Genomic DNA, 16,079 nt, shown 5'->3' on the forward strand with positions numbered 1-16,079 from the left:
ATGGCGCCCCCTCTCCCAGAGGCCAAGAGGTCGAACCCGAAGTACCAGTCCCCCCCAGTCCCTGCCTTCCCGCTAGCCCCTAATTCCTAATTCCTAATTCCTAATTCCAAATCCCTAATCCCTAGTCCCTAGCCCCTTGCCCCTTGCCTCTCCCCCCTTGCCTCTCCCCCCTGCCTCTTCCGCTTCAACCCGATCTTGGGTACCGAGCTGTCGTAGATCATCTCGAACATGTGCTCTATTTTGAAAAAGGTCGCCAGCACCTCGGGATCGAAGTGGGCCTGGGGGTTGATGCGCTCATCCCCTTTCCGGAAAACTTCGAGCGCCTGTTCGTGGGTCATCGGCTTCTTGTAGCTGCGTTTGCTGCGCAGGGCGTCGTAGACGTCCGCTACCTTCACGATCCTTCCTGCAACCGGTATCCGCTGCCCCCTGAGCCTTTTGGGATACCCGGTGCCGTCCCAGTTTTCGTGATGTGACCAGGCTATCTCGCGAGCTACCTTGAGCCGGGGAGAATTCCCCAGGATTTCGGCACCGTAGGCCGGGTGCTGCCGCATGAGCTGCGCCTCGCGGGGCGAAAGGGGCCCCTGCTTGAGGAGGATCGCATTGGGGATCTTGATCTTGCCGACATCGTGCATCTGGGCCGAAAGAGACATGTCCTCGACGAAGGCGGCGTTGAATCCCATGTTGGCGGCGAGCGCACCGGCATACCGGTTTACCCGCACGATATGCCGGCCGGTATCCTCTTCGGCGGCCTCGCAGGCGCGGGCCAGGGCCTCAATCGTGTAGCCGAAGGCAGATTCAGTCTCACGCATCTGGTCGGAGACGGTGACCAGGGAGCCGATGACGACCGAGGCAGAGCGGAGCACGTCGGCGTCGTACTCGGTGGCGTTGCCGGGATAGTTGAAAGCGACGATGATGGCGGGAGCGTCACCGCTGATGCGGCAGGTGACGAAGTTGAGAATGGGGCCCTCCATGGCGTGCACCACCTCGGGGTGGAAAAAGCCCTGGAACTCTTCGATAGATCCGGAGATCTTGCGCCAGTTCACGGCAACTGCCTCGTGGGCCCTTTCGGAGTTGGTGAGCGAGATGGCGTAACTGCTCCCCGGGTCGACCGTGATCTGGTCGGATCCCTCGATGAGCTGTCCGTAGCGCAGGTGGTAGACCCGGCCACGGTAGCAGGCGCAGTCGGCATACTCGGTTGCGAGAAAGATACCGGAAGGCCCCCGCCGCCCGTTCCCGCCCAGGAGTTTCCCGAGTACCTCCTGGTACAGTTCGTCGCTGGTGAAGATGCGCCGGGAAAAGCCGCGCAAGGTCTCATCGGTCAACTGGATCAGGTCGAGGGTCTGGCTGAGGGCCATGTTGCAGCGTTCCAGGAGCATTGGGCAGGTTCCTCAGTGATACGTGGAAGTTAGGCAGGAAGTAGTTACCCCCTTTATAGCCGATCGACGAGAAAAGCACAACACCGCCCTGCCCTTTACACCGCAGTATGCCCTTAGGCCCCAGCACCTGACCCGAATCTGCGTGAGCGCAGTCGAGATTGCAGCAAACCGCAAAAGCCCGGGCGAATGATTATTCGTCCCTACAACTGATGCGGCGGGAAGAGCCGGGTGCCGGACGAGTCAACATGACGAATACCGCGTTGTCCAGGAACGCAAAACGGCCCGACGCAGGGCGCCGGGCCGTTTCTGTTTGTGCTGGTACCGCCAGGCTTACGCCTGTGCTGCAGTGGCCTTGTCGAAGCCCATGTTGAAGGCTTTCTTGTTCAGCTCCAGGAAAGCCTCCGGCACGCGGGCCAGAACTGCCTTCTCGGCGCTCTCCTTGGTAACTACGCCGGTAAGGGCCACCATGGCGCCCAGCGCAACGATGTTTGCCACGATTTCGCGGCCGACTTCGTTTTTGGCAGTGTTGATGATCGGGAACGCGACGGTCTTGAAGTTCCCCGGGGGAACGTTCTTGACGAGGTCGGAGTCGATCAGCAGTACCCCGCCTTCCTTCAGGTCATGGGAGTACTTGTCGGCCGCTTCCTGAGTCAGCGCCAGGAGCGCATCCACTACGGTCGCCTTCGGGTAGTCGATGAAGTCGTCGGAGACGATGACTTCCGACTTGGAAGCGCCACCGCGCGCCTCAGGGCCGTAGCTCTGGGACTGCACGGCCTGCTTGCCGTCGTAGATCGAGGCGGCTTCGGCCATGATGACGCCCGCAAGGATGAGACCCTGCCCGCCAGCCCCGGAAAATCTGATTTCATATCTTTGAGACATATCTGATCTTCTCCTTTATGGTTACTTTTGGGCCCGCTCGATGACTTTGGCGTACTCTGCGGTGTAGTGCGGACGCTCTTCCTTGTACAGAACGCCGGTGATGACCTTGCCTTCGAGCTGCTCGGCGCTCATCTTCTCGGCGGCCTTGATGGGAACGGCGATCTCCTTCAGGCGGTTCATCATCTCGATGACGGACTTGAACTTGTTGCGGCGACCGTAGGTGGTCGGGCAGTCGTCCAGGATCTCGACGACCGAGAAGCCTTTGTGCTGGATGGCTTCCACGATCAGCTTGTCGATCTGGGTCGCGTGGTAGGCGGTGCCGCGGGCCACGAAGGTGGCGCCGGCGCCGATGGCGAGCTTGGCCACGTCGAAAGCCGGATCAGGGTTGCCGTACGGGGTGGTGGAGGCCTTGGCACCGGTCGGGGTGCAGGGGGAGAACTGGCCGCCGGTCATCCCGTAGATGTTGTTGTTCATGATGATGTAGGTCATGTCGATGTTGCGGCGGCAGGCGTGGATGAAGTGGTTGCCGCCGATCGCGGTACCGTCGCCGTCGCCACCCACCAGGATGACGTTCATTTCGGGTTTGGCCATCTTGACGCCGGTCGCGAAGGCGGCCGCGCGGCCGTGGGCCGTGTGCAGGGTGCAGCAGTCCATGTAGCCGGGCAGACGCGAGGCGCAGCCGATGCCGGACACGATGGCGGTCTCTTCTTTCTTGAGACCCAGGGTGTCGATGGCGCGGATCATACCCTTCATGACGATGCCGTGGCCGCAGCCCGGGCACCAGATGTGCGGCAGCTTCCCGGGACGGATGTACTTATCGTAATCAAAAGACATGTTACTTGACCTCCTTGATCTTTTCGAGGATCTGCCCCGGATTGATCGGCTCACCATCGACGCGGAAGATACCGACGACCTCGGTCTTGCCTTCGGCGCAACGCTTCACTTCGCCGGTGCACATGCCAAGGTTCATCTCCGGGGTGATGATGCGCTTCACCTTGCCGGCCAGGGCCGCAATCTGCTTGTCGGGGAAGGGCCAGAAGGTCTTGATGCGGAACAGGCCTGCCTTGATCCCCTGCTTGCGCGCCTCGTTGACGGCAAAGCGGGCGGAACGGGAGGTGGAGCCGAAGGCGACGACGGCTACCTCGGCGTCGGCCAGCTCGTACTCTTCGAACTGGACGATGTCATCCACGTTGGCGTCGACCTTACGGATCTGGCGCTCTTCTTCGGCCTGCACCCAGGCTGCCTTGGTGGTCGGGAAGCCGTCCTGCCCCTTGTTGAGGCCGGTGACGTGGAACTTGTAGCCGGAGCCGAAGGCGGCCAAGGGCGGCACGTCGCCGAAGCTGGTGTCGTACGGCTTGTACTCGGCCGGACCCACGCTCGGTGCGGTGCGGTTCACGACTTCCAGCTCGCCCGGCTCGGGGAACACGATGCGCTCGCGCATGTGGGCCACGATCTCGTCGGGCATCACCATAACCGGCATGCGGTACTTCTCGGCCAGGTTGAAGGCGCGTACGGTCTCTTCGAAGAGTTCCTGCACGGAAGCCGGGGTGAGGCAGATGGCAGCGTGGTCACCGTGGGTGCCCCACTTGGCGCACATCACGTCGGACTGCGACGGGCCGGTCGGCATGCCGGTGGACGGGCCGCCCCTCATCACGTTGACGATGACGCAGGGGGTCTCGGCGATGCAGGCGTAACCGATCAGCTCCTGCTTAAGCGAAAGGCCGGGGCCGGAGGTCGCGGTCAGTACCTTGGCACCGGTCAGCGACGCGCCGATAACGGACGCCATGGCGCCGATCTCGTCTTCCATCTGGATAAATTTTCCGCCTATTTTCGGCAGCTCGTTGGACATCACCTCGGCTACCTCGGTAGACGGGGTGATGGGATAACCGCCGAAGAAGGTGCAGCCGGCGTACAGTGCACCTTGCGCGGCAGCTTCGTTCCCCTGAAGGAATGCAACTTTTTTAGCCACTTTCGTACCTCCTAAAGATGATTAAGCTGAAACTTTGATTGCGAAGTCAGGGCATCTCAGTTCGCACTGCATGCACTTGATGCAAGCTTCCAGGTTCTTGACGCTGGCTACGAAGCCCTTCATCTCCAGAACCTTGGTCGGGCAGAATTCCACACAGATGTGGCACCCTTTGCAGTACTTCTCGATGATCTCGATTGTAGGCAGTTTTTTCTCCATCCACGTAGCTCCTTTGGCGTAAATGCCCTTTCAGGCTGGCAAATGCTGTGTTTGTAGCACATCCTGTATACAAAATGCAAGTAAATGTGCCTTAACATGCGACTTTTGCTGCATTTTGTCGTAAAAAAAGGGGTAAGGAGGGGAGCCTCCTTACCCCGGTAAAGCACGGTCAAACCGTTATTTCATGGAGCCGACCAGTTCCTTTACGGCTGCCACGGACTTGTCCATCATGGCCTGCTCTTCTGCGTCGAGTTTGAACTCGAGGATCTTCTCTACGCCGCCGGCACCCAGAACGCAGGGAACGCCAACGTAGTAGCCGGAAACGCCGAACTCGCCCTGCAGGAAGGCGCAGGTCGGAAGCACGCGCTTGGAGTCCTTCAGGATCGACTCGGCCATCGCGATGGCGGAGGAAGCCGGGGAGTAGAAGGCAGAGCCGGTCTTCAGCAGGGCAACCACTTCGCCGCCTGCACCGCGGGTGCGCTTGACCATGGCAGCCATAACTTCCTGTGCCTTCTCTTTGCTCTTGTACTTGTTCTCGAGGAGTTCCATGACCGGGATGCCGTTAACCGAGGCGTAACGCACCAGCGGCACCATGTCGTCGCCGTGGCCGCCCAGGGTCATGGCGTTGACGTCCTTGACGGAGACGCCCAGTTCCCAGGCGATGAAGGCCTGGAAGCGAGCGGAGTCGAGTACGCCTGCCTGGCCGATGACGCGGTTGTAGGGGAAGCCGGTGACCTTCTGGCACAGGGTGACCATGGCGTCCAGCGGGTTGGAGATGACGATAACGAAGGCGTTGGGGGCGTTGGCCTTGATCCCTTCGGCGACGCTGGTCATGATCTTGGAGTTAACCTCGATCAGGTCGTCGCGGCTCATGCCCGGTTTGCGCGGCAGACCGGCGGTTACGATGACCACGTCGGAGCCGGCGATGTCTTCGTAGCTGTTGGTGCCTTTCAGGCAGACGTCGTAACCGTCGACCGGGGCGGCCTCGGCGATGTCGAGCATCTTCCCCTGCGGCAGGCCTTCCACGATGTCGAACAATACCACGTCACCCAGTTCACGCAGAGCGCAGAGCTGAGCCAAAACGCCGCCAATCTGTCCACCACCGATAAGTGCGATCTTCTTACGTGCCATGTTTTCATCCTCCGTTTAAGAATTGGGTTTTGTCTTCCAGTGCATCAAAAAGCGTGAACTTTCGGGTCTGACCGGGTTATGCAGTAAACCCCGCAGGAACCTTGGCTCCTGCGGGGATCGAGTACTAGTTGATGGAGTTGATGATGGCGTTTAGGGTCGCGCTGGGACGCATGGCCGCTTCGGTCTTGGCATCGTCCGGGTGGTAGTAACCGCCCATGTCGACCGGTTTGCCCTGGGCGCCGATCAGCTCGGCGTTGATCTTCTCCTCGTTTTTCTGCAGCTCGGCAGCGACCTTGGCGAACTTGGCAGCCAGCTCCTTGTCCTTGGTCTGGGCGGCAACCGCCTCGGCCCAGTACATGGCGAGGTAGAAGTGGGAACCGCGGTTGTCGATCTGGCCCACCTTACGTGCCGGGTTCTTGTTCTGGTCCAGGAACTTGGTGTTGGCCTGGTCCAGGGTGTCGGCAAGAAGCTGCGCCTTCTCGTTTTTGAAGGTGGCGGCCAGGTGCTCGAGCGAGACGGCCAGGGCCAGGAACTCGCCCAGGGAGTCCCAGCGCAGGTAGCCTTCCTGCTGGAACTGCTGCACGTGCTTGGGAGCGGAGCCGCCCGCGCCGGTCTCGAAGAGGCCGCCGCCGGCCAAAAGCGGCACGATGGAGAGCATCTTCGCCGAGGTGCCCAGCTCGAGGATGGGGAACAGGTCGGTCAGGTAATCCCTCAGCGCGTTGCCGGTGCAGGTGATGGTGTCCTGGCCGGCCTTGGCGCGCTTGCAGGCGAAGAGCATCGCGTCGACCGGTTTCATAATCTGGATGTCGAGGCCGGTGGTGTCGTGGTTCTTCAGGTACTTCTCGACCTTCTTGATCATCTCGGCGTCGTGGGCGCGGTTCTTGTCCAGCCAGAAGATGGCCGGTGCGCCGGTGGCGCGGGCGCGGCTTACTGCCAGCTTGACCCAGTCCTGGATCGGCAGATCTTTGGCCTGGCAGCCGCGGTAGATGTCGCCTTCTTCAACCTGGTGCTCGAACAGGGTCTTGCCGGAGGCGTCAACCACGCGCACCGTGCCGTCGGCCGGCACCTTGAAGGTCTTGTCGTGGGAGCCGTACTCTTCAGCCTTCTGCGCCATGAGGCCCACGTTGGAGGTAGCACCCATGGTGGTGGGGTCGAACTGGCCGTTTGCCTTGCAGAAGTCGATGGCCACCTGGTACCACTCGGAGTAGCTGGTGTCGGGGATGACGCACTTCACGTCGTGCAGCTTGCCGTCCGGGCCCCACATCCCGCCGGAGTCGCGCACCACGACCGGCATGGAGGCGTCGATGATGATGTCGTTACTGGCGTGCAGGTTGGTGATCCCTTTGTCGGAGTCGACCATGGCCAGCTTCGGGCGCTTGGCGTAGACCGCCTGGATGTCGGCTTCGATCTCGGCCTTCTTCTCAGCAGGGAGCTTGTCCAGCTTCTTGTAGAGATCGCCCAGGCCGAGGTCCGCGTTGACGCCCAGCTCCTTGAAGGTGGCAGCGTGCTTGGTGAAGACGTCCTCGAAGAACACGGTGACGAAGTGGCCGAACATGATGGGGTCGGAGATCTTCATCATGGTCGCCTTGAGGTGCACGGAGAACAGCACGTCCTGCTTCTTGGCGTCCTCGATCTGCTCGGCGATGAATTTACGCAGCGCCTTGGCGCTCATGAACGTGCCGTCGAACACCTCGCCTGCCTGCAGGGCGAGCTTTTCCTTGAGTACCTGCACCTTGCCGTCCTTACCGACGAACTCGATGTTCACGGTGGTGGCGTTCTCGATGGTGGTGGACTTCTCGTGGTGGAAGAAGTCGCCGGCGGTCATGTGCGAGACGTGGGTCTTGCAATCCGATTTCCAGGCGCCCATCTTGTGCGGGTGCTTCTTGGCGTATTCCTTGACCGCCTTGGCGACGCGGCGGTCGGAGTTCCCTTCGCGCAGCACCGGGTTGACGGCGGAACCGAGCACCTTGGCGAAGCGGGCGGCCAGGGCCTTCTCTTCGTCGGTCTTGGGGTCTTCCGGGTACTCGGGGATGTCGTAACCCTGGCTTTTGAGTTCGGCGATGGCGGCTTTGAGCTGCGGGATCGAGGCGGAGACGTTCGGAAGCTTGATGATGTTGGCTTCCAGTTTCTGGGTCAGCTCACCCAGGTAGGAGAGCTCGTCGGCAATCTTCTGCTCCGGAGTCAGTTTCTCGGGGAAGTTTGCGATGATACGACCAGCGAGGGAGATGTCCCTGGTTTCCACTTCGACACCGGCTGCCTTGGTGAAGGCGTTAACGATGGGGAGCAGCGAGTAAGTAGCCAGCGCGGGCGCTTCATCAATCTTGGTCCAGACGATCTTTGACGTAGTCATTCTTCTCTCCTTGGCTTTTTTTGTTCCGAATCCTACGATCCTTCATGAGAGGACATCCGAGCTCAGCTGTCAGCGCCGTCGATGAGGCCTGCGCACCGGGGATCTTCCCTTCACGTAAACACAAAACGTCGCTCCAATTTGGGCCCCCGCGCCTTTCGGCGGGGCCGGAACCGGTGCAACTCATTAACGCAAGGATTATAGCAAGTTAGCAGAAAAATCCGAGCCTGCAAATTTTGTATACAGTATACAAATCAGTTTTCAGTGTCAAGCTAAAATCTTGGCGTTAACTTATGCGGGGAACAAAATGAGGGGGGTGTGATGGGCAGGCCTGGTGAAGCGGGGATAATGACCTGTTTTTGAAAGACTTTGATGAGAGCAAGCGGCGCGTAACGGGTCCCTGGGAGACGGGGCTGCCGCGGAGCCATCGGGACGCCTTTTTCAGCCGGTAGCGCGCCCTCCCCTGCCCCCTCACCCGAGGGGCTGCAGGGCTCTACGAAGCGGCGGGGTGGAAGGGCCGAAACCAGAAAGCCGAGGTGCAGAGTGCGATTTTATCCCGACCTCAACCTCGACCTTTCTTTAGTGCAGCGGCTTTTCCTGGGCAAAGCGACGCGCCTCGTAGATGTCGTCGCGGCTCAAGTTACGCGGGATGCGCAGCACCTGCCCCGGCCAGATGTGTTTCGGGTCGCTGATCTGGTCCCGGTTGGCGCGGTACAGTAGCGGCCAGAGGTTACGGTCGCCGTACACCTCGGCCTGAGCCGCGATAAGCGGCAGCGATTCGCCGCGGCGCACCGTGTAGGTGGAGACCAGAACCCGCTCGCGCTGCGACTTCACCTTGCGGCGCTCCGCCTCGGCGGCTTCCTTTCTGGCCAGCGCCTCGGCCTCCGCCTTGGCCTCGGCCTCGGCACGGGCCTTGGCGAGGCGTTCCTCTTCTTCCCGGGCCCGCCTGGCGAGCTCGGCCTTCTTCTCTTCGTCGATGCGGCGCTGCTCCGCCTCGCGGCGGGCCAGTTCGGCTCCCACCTCGCGCTCCAGGACGATCCCCTTCTGGATGGTCAAGAGGAAGTAGCGGTCCGCCTCCTGGTACTCCTCTTCAAGGATCAGGGCCTCGCCGCGATCGAAAGCCTCGGCGGTGCTCTTCATCTCGGCAGGATAGAGCCCGGCCGCCCCTTCCCGCTTGATGCGGTCCAGGACGACCAGGGCTTCGCTGTGATAGCGCGGCGGCTGGGTGGCGCAGGCACACAGGGATGCCAGCAATACCGGCAGTATGAGGTAGTACCGGGCCCTCACAAGGCGCATCCGCTACTTCTGTGCCAGACGGATGCCGAGCTCGCGCAACTGCAGGGTGTCGACCGACGAGGGGGCCTCGGACATCAGGCAGGCGCCCTTCTGGGTCTTGGGGAAAGCGATGACGTCGCGGATCGAATCGGAACCGGTCAGGAGCATCATGAGGCGGTCCATACCGAAGGCGATGCCGCCGTGCGGCGGGGTGCCGAACTCCAGGGCGTCCAGGAGGAAGCCGAACTTGGAGCGTGCGCTCTCCTCGGAAAGCCCGAGCATCTTGAACATGAGCGACTGCACCTCTTCCTGGTGGATCCTGATGGAACCGCCGCCGATCTCGTTGCCGTTCAGGACCAGGTCGTAGGCCTTGGCGCGGCAGCGGCCCGGATCGCTCTCCACGAACGGGAGGTCCTCATCCATGGGGGCGGTGAAGGGGTGGTGCACGGCGCACCAGCGGTTGCTCTCCTCGTCCCACTCAAGAAGCGGGAAGTCGGTGATCCAGACGAAGCGGTACTCGTCGCGGTTGTAGAGCTCCATCTTGGCGCCCAGGAGGTTTCTCAGCTTGCCGAGCGCATCGTTGACCACCTTCGGCTTGTCGGCCACGAAGAGGAGCAGGTCCCCCTCTTCCGCGCCGAAGGCCTTGTCCATGGTGGCAATCTCTTCCGGGGTGAAGAACTTGGCGATCGGGGACTGCCAGCCGTCCGCGGTGACCTTCACGTAGGCAAGGCCCTTGGCGCCGTAGATCTTGGTGAACTCGGTGAAGTCGTCGATGTCCTTGCGGGAGAAGGAACCGCCGCCTTTCACGTTCATCCCCTTGACGATGCCGCCGGAGGCAGCCACGTCGGCGAAGACCTTGAAGCCGGAGTTTTTCACGATGTCGGTGAGCTTCACCAGCTCGAGACCGAAACGGAGGTCCGGGTTGTCAACGCCGAAGCGGTCCATCGCCTCCTGGTAGGTCATGCGCTGGATCGGGAGCTGCACCTGGGCGCCCTTCGCCTCGGAGAAGATCTTCGCCATGAGCCCTTCCATGACGGTGATGATGTCTTCGCGGTCGATGAAGGACATCTCGCAGTCGATCTGGGTGAACTCGGGCTGGCGGTCGGCGCGCAGGTCCTCGTCGCGGAAGCAGCGCACGATCTGGAAGTAACGATCGAAGCCGGAGACCATGAGAATCTGCTTGAAGATCTGCGGGGACTGCGGCAGCGCGTAAAACTCACCCTTGGAGATGCGCGAGGGGACCAGGAAGTCGCGGGCACCTTCCGGGGTGCTTTTGGTCAGAAAGGGGGTCTCCAGCTCGAGGAAACCGTTATCGGTCAGGTAGGAGCGGGTAAGCTGGGCCACTTTCGAGCGCAGGATCAGGTTGTGCTGCAGGGTACCGGTCCTCAGATCCAGGTAGCGGTACTTGAGGCGGATGTTCTCGTTCACGTCGACGAAGCCGTCCAGGGTGAAGGGGAGAGCCTTGGAGGGGTTCAAAAGTTTGCACTCGCTGACCAGGATTTCCACCTCGCCGGTCTTCATCTTCGGGTTGATGGTCCCCTCGGGGCGGGCGGCCACGGTCCCCTTGATGGCGAGCACGTACTCGCTGCGGGCGCTTTCCGCCTTGGCGTGGGCCTCGGGGGAGCGCTCCGGGTCGAAGACGATCTGGGCGACGCCGTCCCTGTCACGCAGGTCGACGAAGATGAGACCACCGTGGTCGCGCCGTTTGGATACCCAGCCCATGAGGACAACTTCCTGTCCAATCTGACTGCTCCTCAGTTCGCCACAGTAACTGGTGCGCTTCCAATCTCCCAGAAAATCTATCATTACAAAACCCTCCTTGGTTTTATCTGCAGGAAATCGGGTAACTATACCCAAAAAGCCCCCCCGCATCAACCAAAACCTTGCTGACTGGATGGGAGGGTGCTTTGTGTCAATGAGAAAGGCCCGACACGGTAGCGTCGGGCCTTTCTGGGAGTAGGAAAGAAATTACTGAAAGCGTGTAGTGCTGGCGCCAGAGAGAGCCACGGCCGCCATACAGAGTTGCGGGTAACCACGAGGGGCACGGCCCGTGACTACCGGCTGCAGCGCTGCGGGCCAGATTCAGGACTCGTTGCCGCGCATGGAGACGTAGGCACTGCAGCGCTTCTGGGCGAAGGTGAGGTGTTCCATCATCGCGGTGCGGGCACCTTCGGGGTTGCGCACCAGGATCATCTCGTAGATGCGCCGGTGGTGTTCGTAGAGCAGGCGCTGGTCCTCTTCGGTGAGGTAGACCGCACGCCAGACGTCGCGCTGGAATTCCTGCATGGCGTCGAAGATGCTCTGCATCATGTGGGACCAGACCACGTTGTGGGTGGCGCGGGCGACCACCATGTGAAAGTGGGCGTCCAGGTCCTCGGATTGCTTGAGTCCCTCGAGGTTTGCTGCCATCCCTTCCACGATGGCCTTCAGGCGCCGGATATCCTCGGGGAGGGCCCGGGTGGCCGCGTACCAAGCGGTCCAGGATTCCATCCCCTGGCGCACCTCGATGACGTCGAGGGCCCGGTCGCCGTCGATGCGGATCAGCTTGGAAAGCGGTATCCCGGCGGAGGTCTCCACCAGGGAGCGCACCACGGTGCCGCCCCCCTGGTAGCTCTCCACCAACCCCGACGAGGCCAGGGAGTTGATCGCCTCGCGCACCGACGGGCGGGACACCCCGAACATCTCGGCGAGTTCCCGCTCGGGGGGGAGTTTCTCGCCCGGGTTGAACTCGCCGGCCAGGATCGAGGTACGGATCTGCTCGGCGATCTGGGTGGAAACCTTCTTCGGTTTTATCGGTTTGAATATCATAAGCGCCACGGATACTACATTAATGGAAGCAAAGCAACGCTTTTTTGCTCCCCCGTTTACGTTATCCAGAACAGCCTTGGGCGCCGTGACTGAACCGGTTTCACCCTTTAGCGTTCATGCTCATCTGCAGCAGCTCGGTTACGTGGATCACCTTCACCTGCGGCAGTTGCTCGGCCATGGCTTTTTTGAGCTGCAGGAGGCAGCCGGGGTTACCGGTGACCAGGTAATCGGCGCCGGTTTTCTCGACATTGGCGAGCTTGCGCGCCAGGACGCGGTCCGACATCTCGGGCTTCTCGATGTTGTAGGTACCGGCCGAACCGCAGCAGGCATCAGCCTCGGGGAGCTCCCGGAAGTCGATCCCCGGGATCAGGTTGATGAGCGCACGCGGCTGGCTGCGGATCCCCTGGCAGTGCGCGATGTGGCAGGGGTCGTGGTAGGTCACCTTGAGGTTAAGCGGCTTGAGCTTCTCCTTGAGGGCGGCGCTCTCGCTGGCCAGGATCTCGGAGATGTCGCGCACCTTCGAGCTGAAGGCGGTCGCCTTCTCCTCGCCGTCCAGGTGATGGCCGTACTTCTTGAGCTCCGCACCGCAGCCGCCGCAGTCAGTCACGATGAAGTCGTAGGCTGCGCTCTCGAAGAGGTCGGTGTTGAAGCGGGCCGCCTGTTTCACCCCCTCGAAGTCGTGTCCCAGCATGTTGGGGGCGCCGCAGCACTTCTGGTCCTTGGGGGTCACCACCTTGTAGCCCAGGCTGGAGAGGAGCTCTACCGTGGCGAGGCTCGCCTCGGAGAAGATGAGGCTCATGACGCACCCGAGGAAGAAACCCACCGTCCCCTTCTCGGTCCCCTGGGCCGGGGTCACCTCGTCGATGGTCTTGCGCAGCGGCGCATCGGGGAGCGTGGGCAGCAGGCTCTCCATGCGCCCCAGGGCGGCCGGGAACATCTTCATGAGCCCCAGCGAGCGCACCAGCTTCTGCAGGCCGGAGAGCTGGTAGAGACGCAGCGGCGCGGTGGCGGCCTCCAGGCGGTCAGGGTGCGGCACCAGCTGGCGCAGGATGGCGTTTTCGATGATGGAGAGCCCCTGCCCCGACTTCTTCTCACAGCGGAACTCGGCCACCAGCTCGCCGGCGTTCACCCCGCAGGGGCAGGCCGAGGCGCAGGCCTGGCAGTCCAGGCAGAGCGAGACGTACTCGAGGAACTGCTCGGTGTCGACGAGTTCCCCCTCCTGGAACTTGCGCACCAGGGCCACGCGGCCGCGCGGCGAAGCGGTTTCCAGGAAGGTCTCCTTGTAGGTCGGGCAGTGCGGCAGGCACATGCCGCAGCGCATGCAGTTGATCAGTTTTACGTAGTCCATAAAAACCTCGAATTGGCCGCTGAGGCACGGAGATCGCGGAGTACCCCCTAAAGGTCAACCACTAGGCCTTTGCCGTTCCCACAGGTCCCAGCCGTTGCCTTTCTCCGTGTACTCCGTGTCTCGGTGGCAAAAATAGCCTGGTTAGAAGATCTTCCCCGGATTCAGGATGCCCTTGGGGTCGAAGGCCCCCTTGATACCGCGCATGACCTTGATGCCGGACTCGCCTACCAGTTTGGGGAGGTACTTCTTCTTGGCCACCCCGACCCCGTGCTCGCCGGTGATGGTGCCCCCCATGGCGATGGTGGCGTCGAAGATCTCGCCGAAGGCGGCATGGGCGCGCTTGATCTCGTCCTGGTCGCGTTCGTCGGTGAGGCAGGTCGGGTGCAGGTTGCCGTCGCCGGCGTGCCCGAAGGTGCCGATGGTCAGGTTGTACTTCTTGGCGGTCTCCTGGATCAGCTTCACCATGGGGGCAATGCAGCTCCTCGGCACGGTGGCATCCTCGAGGATGGTGGTCGGCTTCACCCGGGCCAGCGCGGAGAGCGCCACGCGGCGCGCGGTGGCGAGCTTCAGGGCCTCGTCGGCGCTCGCGGCGGTCTGGAAGAAGGAGCAGTTGTGCCGCTCGCAGATCTGGCGGATCCCTTCGGCATCCTCCTCGACCTGGGCCGGATGACCGTCCACCTCGATGAGCAAGACGGCGTCCACGTCGAGCGGCAGCCCCACGTGGGCGTAGTCCTCGACGCACTTGATGGTGACCCGGTCCAGGAACTCGAGCGTCGCCGGGATGATGCGCGCCGCGATGATGTGCGACACGGTGAGTGCCGCCATCTCGAGCTGCGGGAAGTGCACCAGCATGGTCTTCTTGGTCTTGGGCTTGGGGATCAGCTTCACGGTGATCTCGCCGAAGATCCCGAGGGTCCCTTCGCTCGAGACCAGGAGCTGGTTCAGGTTGTAGCCGGCCACGTCCTTCACCACCTTGCCGCCGGTCTTCAGGAGCTCGCCGTTGGCAAGGACCGTCTTAAGCCCCATCACGTAGTCGTCGGTCACCCCGTACTTGAGCCCACGCAGACCGCCGGAGTTCTCGGCGACGTTCCCCCCCATGGTGGAGATGTTCATCGAGCCGGGGTCGGGCGGGTAGAAGAGCCCCTTGGCCTCCACCTCGCGGTGCAACGCGCTGGTCACCACCCCGGTCTCCACCGTGGCGGTCAGGTTCTCCTCGTCGATCTCCAGGATCCGGTTCATCCGGCTGGTCTGCAGGATGACCCCGGCGTCGAAGGAGATGGAACCACCGGAAAGGTTGGTCCCCGAACCGCGCGGGGTGACCCGGACGCCGGCGTCGTGGGCGAGCGCCATGATGCGCGAGATCTCTTCCAGGTTTCCCGGGAGCACCACTACCCCGGGTTTGCTCTCCAGCTCGGGAGTCGAATCGTAGCCGTAGCAGGCGAGTGATTCCTTGTCGGTCAAGGTATAGCTTTCGCCAACGATGTCGCTCAGCGCCTTGATGAAGGTCTTTTCCATGGTCGGTATCCTTTTGTCGTGCAGTCGTTAGTAATCACAACAAGAAAGCTTCGTTTTTTTACCTCGGCCAGGCGGTCTGCAGCCAGTGCAGCGGTCACCAGAACCGGGGAAACAGGGGTCACGGGAGCAGCAGCGGCAGATAGTAGGGGGCGATGAGCGCGGTGAAGACGGCCGCGAGTGCCATGGCTACCCCACCCATGGCCCCGGCAGTCTCCCCCTCGATGAGCGCGACCGCTGTCCCCTGCCCGTGCGACACGGTCCCCAGGGCAAGCCCGCGCGCCACCGGGTCCTTGACCCGCACGGCGGTGAGCAGCACGGGGCCCAGGATGGAGCCGATCATCCCGGTGGCCACCACGAAGGCCGCGGTGAGTGCCGGCTCGCCACCGGAGAGCCGCGAGATCTCCACCGCAATGGGGACTGTCACCGATTTGGGGCCCAGCGAAATCAGGATGCTGCGGGCGAAACCGGCCAACCGCCCCGCCCAGAGCACCGCCGCGATGGTGGCGAGCGAACCGCAGAGGACCCCGGCCAAAACGGGAAGTGCCTGGTTCTTCAGCACCCGGCGGTTGTTGTAGAGCGGCAATGCCAGTGCCACGGTCGCCGGTCCCAGGAGGAAGGTCATCGTCTCCTTGGCCGGTTGGTAATCGGCCAGGGTGCCGCCGGTCGCCTGGAGCACCGCGATGATCATGAGGGTGCTCAGGAAAACGGGGTTCAAAAGCGGCTGGCGAAAGCGCAGGAAGAGCGCCCGGGTCGCCAGATAGCACCCGAGGGTGAGGACCAGGCAGGCGGCGAAGACGACGAGTTTCATCGTGGCGACCTCCCGTTCAGCGCCTGCACCGCCAGACCGGTCACCAGGACGCCGACCGCGGCGGCCACCACCAGGATGGTGAGAAGCGCCGCCCCGCTCTGGCGCACCAGGGGGCCAAAGGCCATGAGCCCCACGGAGATCGGGATGAAGAAAAAGGCGAAGTGCTTGAGCAGGAAACCGCCGGCAACCTCGATGTGGGCGGGTTTGACGATGCCGGTTAAAAGCAGCAGGAACATGAGGAGCATCCCCGCGACGTTACCCGGCAAGGCGACGTGCAGCGCCTGGACCAGGAAGGTCCCCAGCCTGAATACCAGCCAAAGCAGTGCGCTTTGCCAGACTATGGCGAACAGGGTCTTGAGCATGTCGGGTCCTGGCGCGGGGCGGGGCGCGGGAAATTACGGAAAAAG

14 protein-coding genes are annotated in these 16,079 nt (G+C 62.2%); all 14 read right to left on the reverse strand.

The features are described from left to right. Nucleotides 1-128: 128 nt before the first annotated feature. Nucleotides 129-1,376, reverse strand: a complete 1,248-nt coding sequence (locus H7688_RS07110; RefSeq protein WP_183360385.1) for an HD-GYP domain-containing protein — start codon at nucleotides 1,374-1,376, stop codon at nucleotides 129-131. A gap of 330 nt (nucleotides 1,377-1,706) precedes the next feature. Beyond that, the gene (locus H7688_RS07115; protein WP_183360386.1) at nucleotides 1,707-2,255 is read right to left on the reverse strand and encodes a 2-oxoacid:acceptor oxidoreductase family protein; all 549 of its coding nucleotides are present in this window, start codon (nucleotides 2,253-2,255) and stop codon (nucleotides 1,707-1,709) included. A 21-nt stretch (nucleotides 2,256-2,276) separates the two neighbouring features. Continuing rightward, the gene (locus H7688_RS07120; protein WP_183360387.1) at nucleotides 2,277-3,089 is read right to left on the reverse strand and encodes a 2-oxoacid:ferredoxin oxidoreductase subunit beta; all 813 of its coding nucleotides are present in this window, start codon (nucleotides 3,087-3,089) and stop codon (nucleotides 2,277-2,279) included. 1 nt (nucleotide 3,090) lies between these two features. After that, complete coding sequence (locus tag H7688_RS07125) at nucleotides 3,091-4,224, reverse strand: 2-oxoacid:acceptor oxidoreductase subunit alpha (RefSeq protein ID WP_183360388.1); 1,134 nt, start codon at nucleotides 4,222-4,224, stop codon at nucleotides 3,091-3,093. Nucleotides 4,225-4,245: 21 nt separating this feature from the next. Beyond that, nucleotides 4,246-4,440, reverse strand: coding sequence for a 4Fe-4S binding protein (locus H7688_RS07130; protein WP_015836638.1), 195 nt, complete (start codon nucleotides 4,438-4,440; stop codon nucleotides 4,246-4,248). A gap of 177 nt (nucleotides 4,441-4,617) precedes the next feature. Further along, the gene (gene mdh, locus H7688_RS07135; protein WP_183360389.1) at nucleotides 4,618-5,571 is read right to left on the reverse strand and encodes a malate dehydrogenase; all 954 of its coding nucleotides are present in this window, start codon (nucleotides 5,569-5,571) and stop codon (nucleotides 4,618-4,620) included. A 124-nt stretch (nucleotides 5,572-5,695) separates the two neighbouring features. Then, nucleotides 5,696-7,921, reverse strand: coding sequence for an NADP-dependent isocitrate dehydrogenase (locus tag H7688_RS07140; protein WP_183360390.1), 2,226 nt, complete (start codon nucleotides 7,919-7,921; stop codon nucleotides 5,696-5,698). Nucleotides 7,922-8,497: 576 nt separating this feature from the next. Next, nucleotides 8,498-9,214 (reverse strand): LysM peptidoglycan-binding domain-containing protein, encoded by a 717-nt coding sequence (locus tag H7688_RS07145; protein WP_183360391.1) that lies wholly within the window; start codon nucleotides 9,212-9,214, stop codon nucleotides 8,498-8,500. Nucleotides 9,215-9,217: 3 nt separating this feature from the next. Next, on the reverse strand, nucleotides 9,218-10,999 hold the full coding sequence (gene aspS / locus H7688_RS07150; protein WP_183360392.1) for an aspartate--tRNA ligase: 1,782 nt from the start codon (nucleotides 10,997-10,999) through the stop codon (nucleotides 9,218-9,220). 276 nt (nucleotides 11,000-11,275) lie between these two features. Then, a complete protein-coding gene (locus tag H7688_RS07155) occupies nucleotides 11,276-12,001 on the reverse strand; it encodes a FadR/GntR family transcriptional regulator (RefSeq protein WP_183360393.1) in 726 nt (241 codons plus the stop codon). A 100-nt stretch (nucleotides 12,002-12,101) separates the two neighbouring features. Further along, nucleotides 12,102-13,349: a (Fe-S)-binding protein gene (locus tag H7688_RS07160; RefSeq protein WP_183360394.1), complete on the reverse strand. Its 1,248-nt coding sequence runs from the start codon at nucleotides 13,347-13,349 to the stop codon at nucleotides 12,102-12,104. Between the two features lie 141 nt (nucleotides 13,350-13,490). After that, a complete protein-coding gene (locus H7688_RS07165; protein WP_183360395.1) occupies nucleotides 13,491-14,864 on the reverse strand; it encodes an FAD-binding oxidoreductase in 1,374 nt (457 codons plus the stop codon). 118 nt (nucleotides 14,865-14,982) lie between these two features. Next, on the reverse strand, nucleotides 14,983-15,672 hold the full coding sequence (locus tag H7688_RS07170; RefSeq protein WP_183360396.1) for an LrgB family protein: 690 nt from the start codon (nucleotides 15,670-15,672) through the stop codon (nucleotides 14,983-14,985). Then, nucleotides 15,669-16,034 (reverse strand): CidA/LrgA family protein, encoded by a 366-nt coding sequence (locus tag H7688_RS07175; RefSeq protein ID WP_183360397.1) that lies wholly within the window; start codon nucleotides 16,032-16,034, stop codon nucleotides 15,669-15,671. The genes H7688_RS07170 and H7688_RS07175 overlap by 4 nt, the downstream gene beginning before the upstream one ends. Nucleotides 16,035-16,079: the final 45 nt, after the last annotated feature.

Origin of the sequence: Geomonas limicola, from assembly GCF_014193675.1 — a bacterium.
In the GTDB taxonomy this organism is placed as follows: Bacteria; Desulfobacterota; Desulfuromonadia; order Geobacterales; family Geobacteraceae; genus Geomonas; species Geomonas limicola.

Coding starts and splice junctions, on each gene's coding strand:
- H7688_RS07110 (WP_183360385.1), bottom strand. CDS start 1,376: ATGCTCCTGGAACGCTGCAACATGGCCCTCAGCCAGACCCTCGACCTG.
- H7688_RS07115 (WP_183360386.1), bottom strand. CDS start 2,255: ATGTCTCAAAGATATGAAATCAGATTTTCCGGGGCTGGCGGGCAGGGT.
- H7688_RS07120 (WP_183360387.1), bottom strand. CDS start 3,089: ATGTCTTTTGATTACGATAAGTACATCCGTCCCGGGAAGCTGCCGCAC.
- H7688_RS07130 (WP_015836638.1), bottom strand. CDS start 4,440: ATGGAGAAAAAACTGCCTACAATCGAGATCATCGAGAAGTACTGCAAA.
- mdh (WP_183360389.1), bottom strand. CDS start 5,571: ATGGCACGTAAGAAGATCGCACTTATCGGTGGTGGACAGATTGGCGGC.
- H7688_RS07140 (WP_183360390.1), bottom strand. CDS start 7,921: ATGACTACGTCAAAGATCGTCTGGACCAAGATTGATGAAGCGCCCGCG.
- H7688_RS07145 (WP_183360391.1), bottom strand. CDS start 9,214: ATGCGCCTTGTGAGGGCCCGGTACTACCTCATACTGCCGGTATTGCTG.
- aspS (WP_183360392.1), bottom strand. CDS start 10,999: ATGATAGATTTTCTGGGAGATTGGAAGCGCACCAGTTACTGTGGCGAA.
- H7688_RS07155 (WP_183360393.1), bottom strand. CDS start 12,001: ATGATATTCAAACCGATAAAACCGAAGAAGGTTTCCACCCAGATCGCC.
- H7688_RS07160 (WP_183360394.1), bottom strand. CDS start 13,349: ATGGACTACGTAAAACTGATCAACTGCATGCGCTGCGGCATGTGCCTG.
- H7688_RS07165 (WP_183360395.1), bottom strand. CDS start 14,864: ATGGAAAAGACCTTCATCAAGGCGCTGAGCGACATCGTTGGCGAAAGC.
- H7688_RS07170 (WP_183360396.1), bottom strand. CDS start 15,672: ATGAAACTCGTCGTCTTCGCCGCCTGCCTGGTCCTCACCCTCGGGTGC.
- H7688_RS07175 (WP_183360397.1), bottom strand. CDS start 16,034: ATGCTCAAGACCCTGTTCGCCATAGTCTGGCAAAGCGCACTGCTTTGG.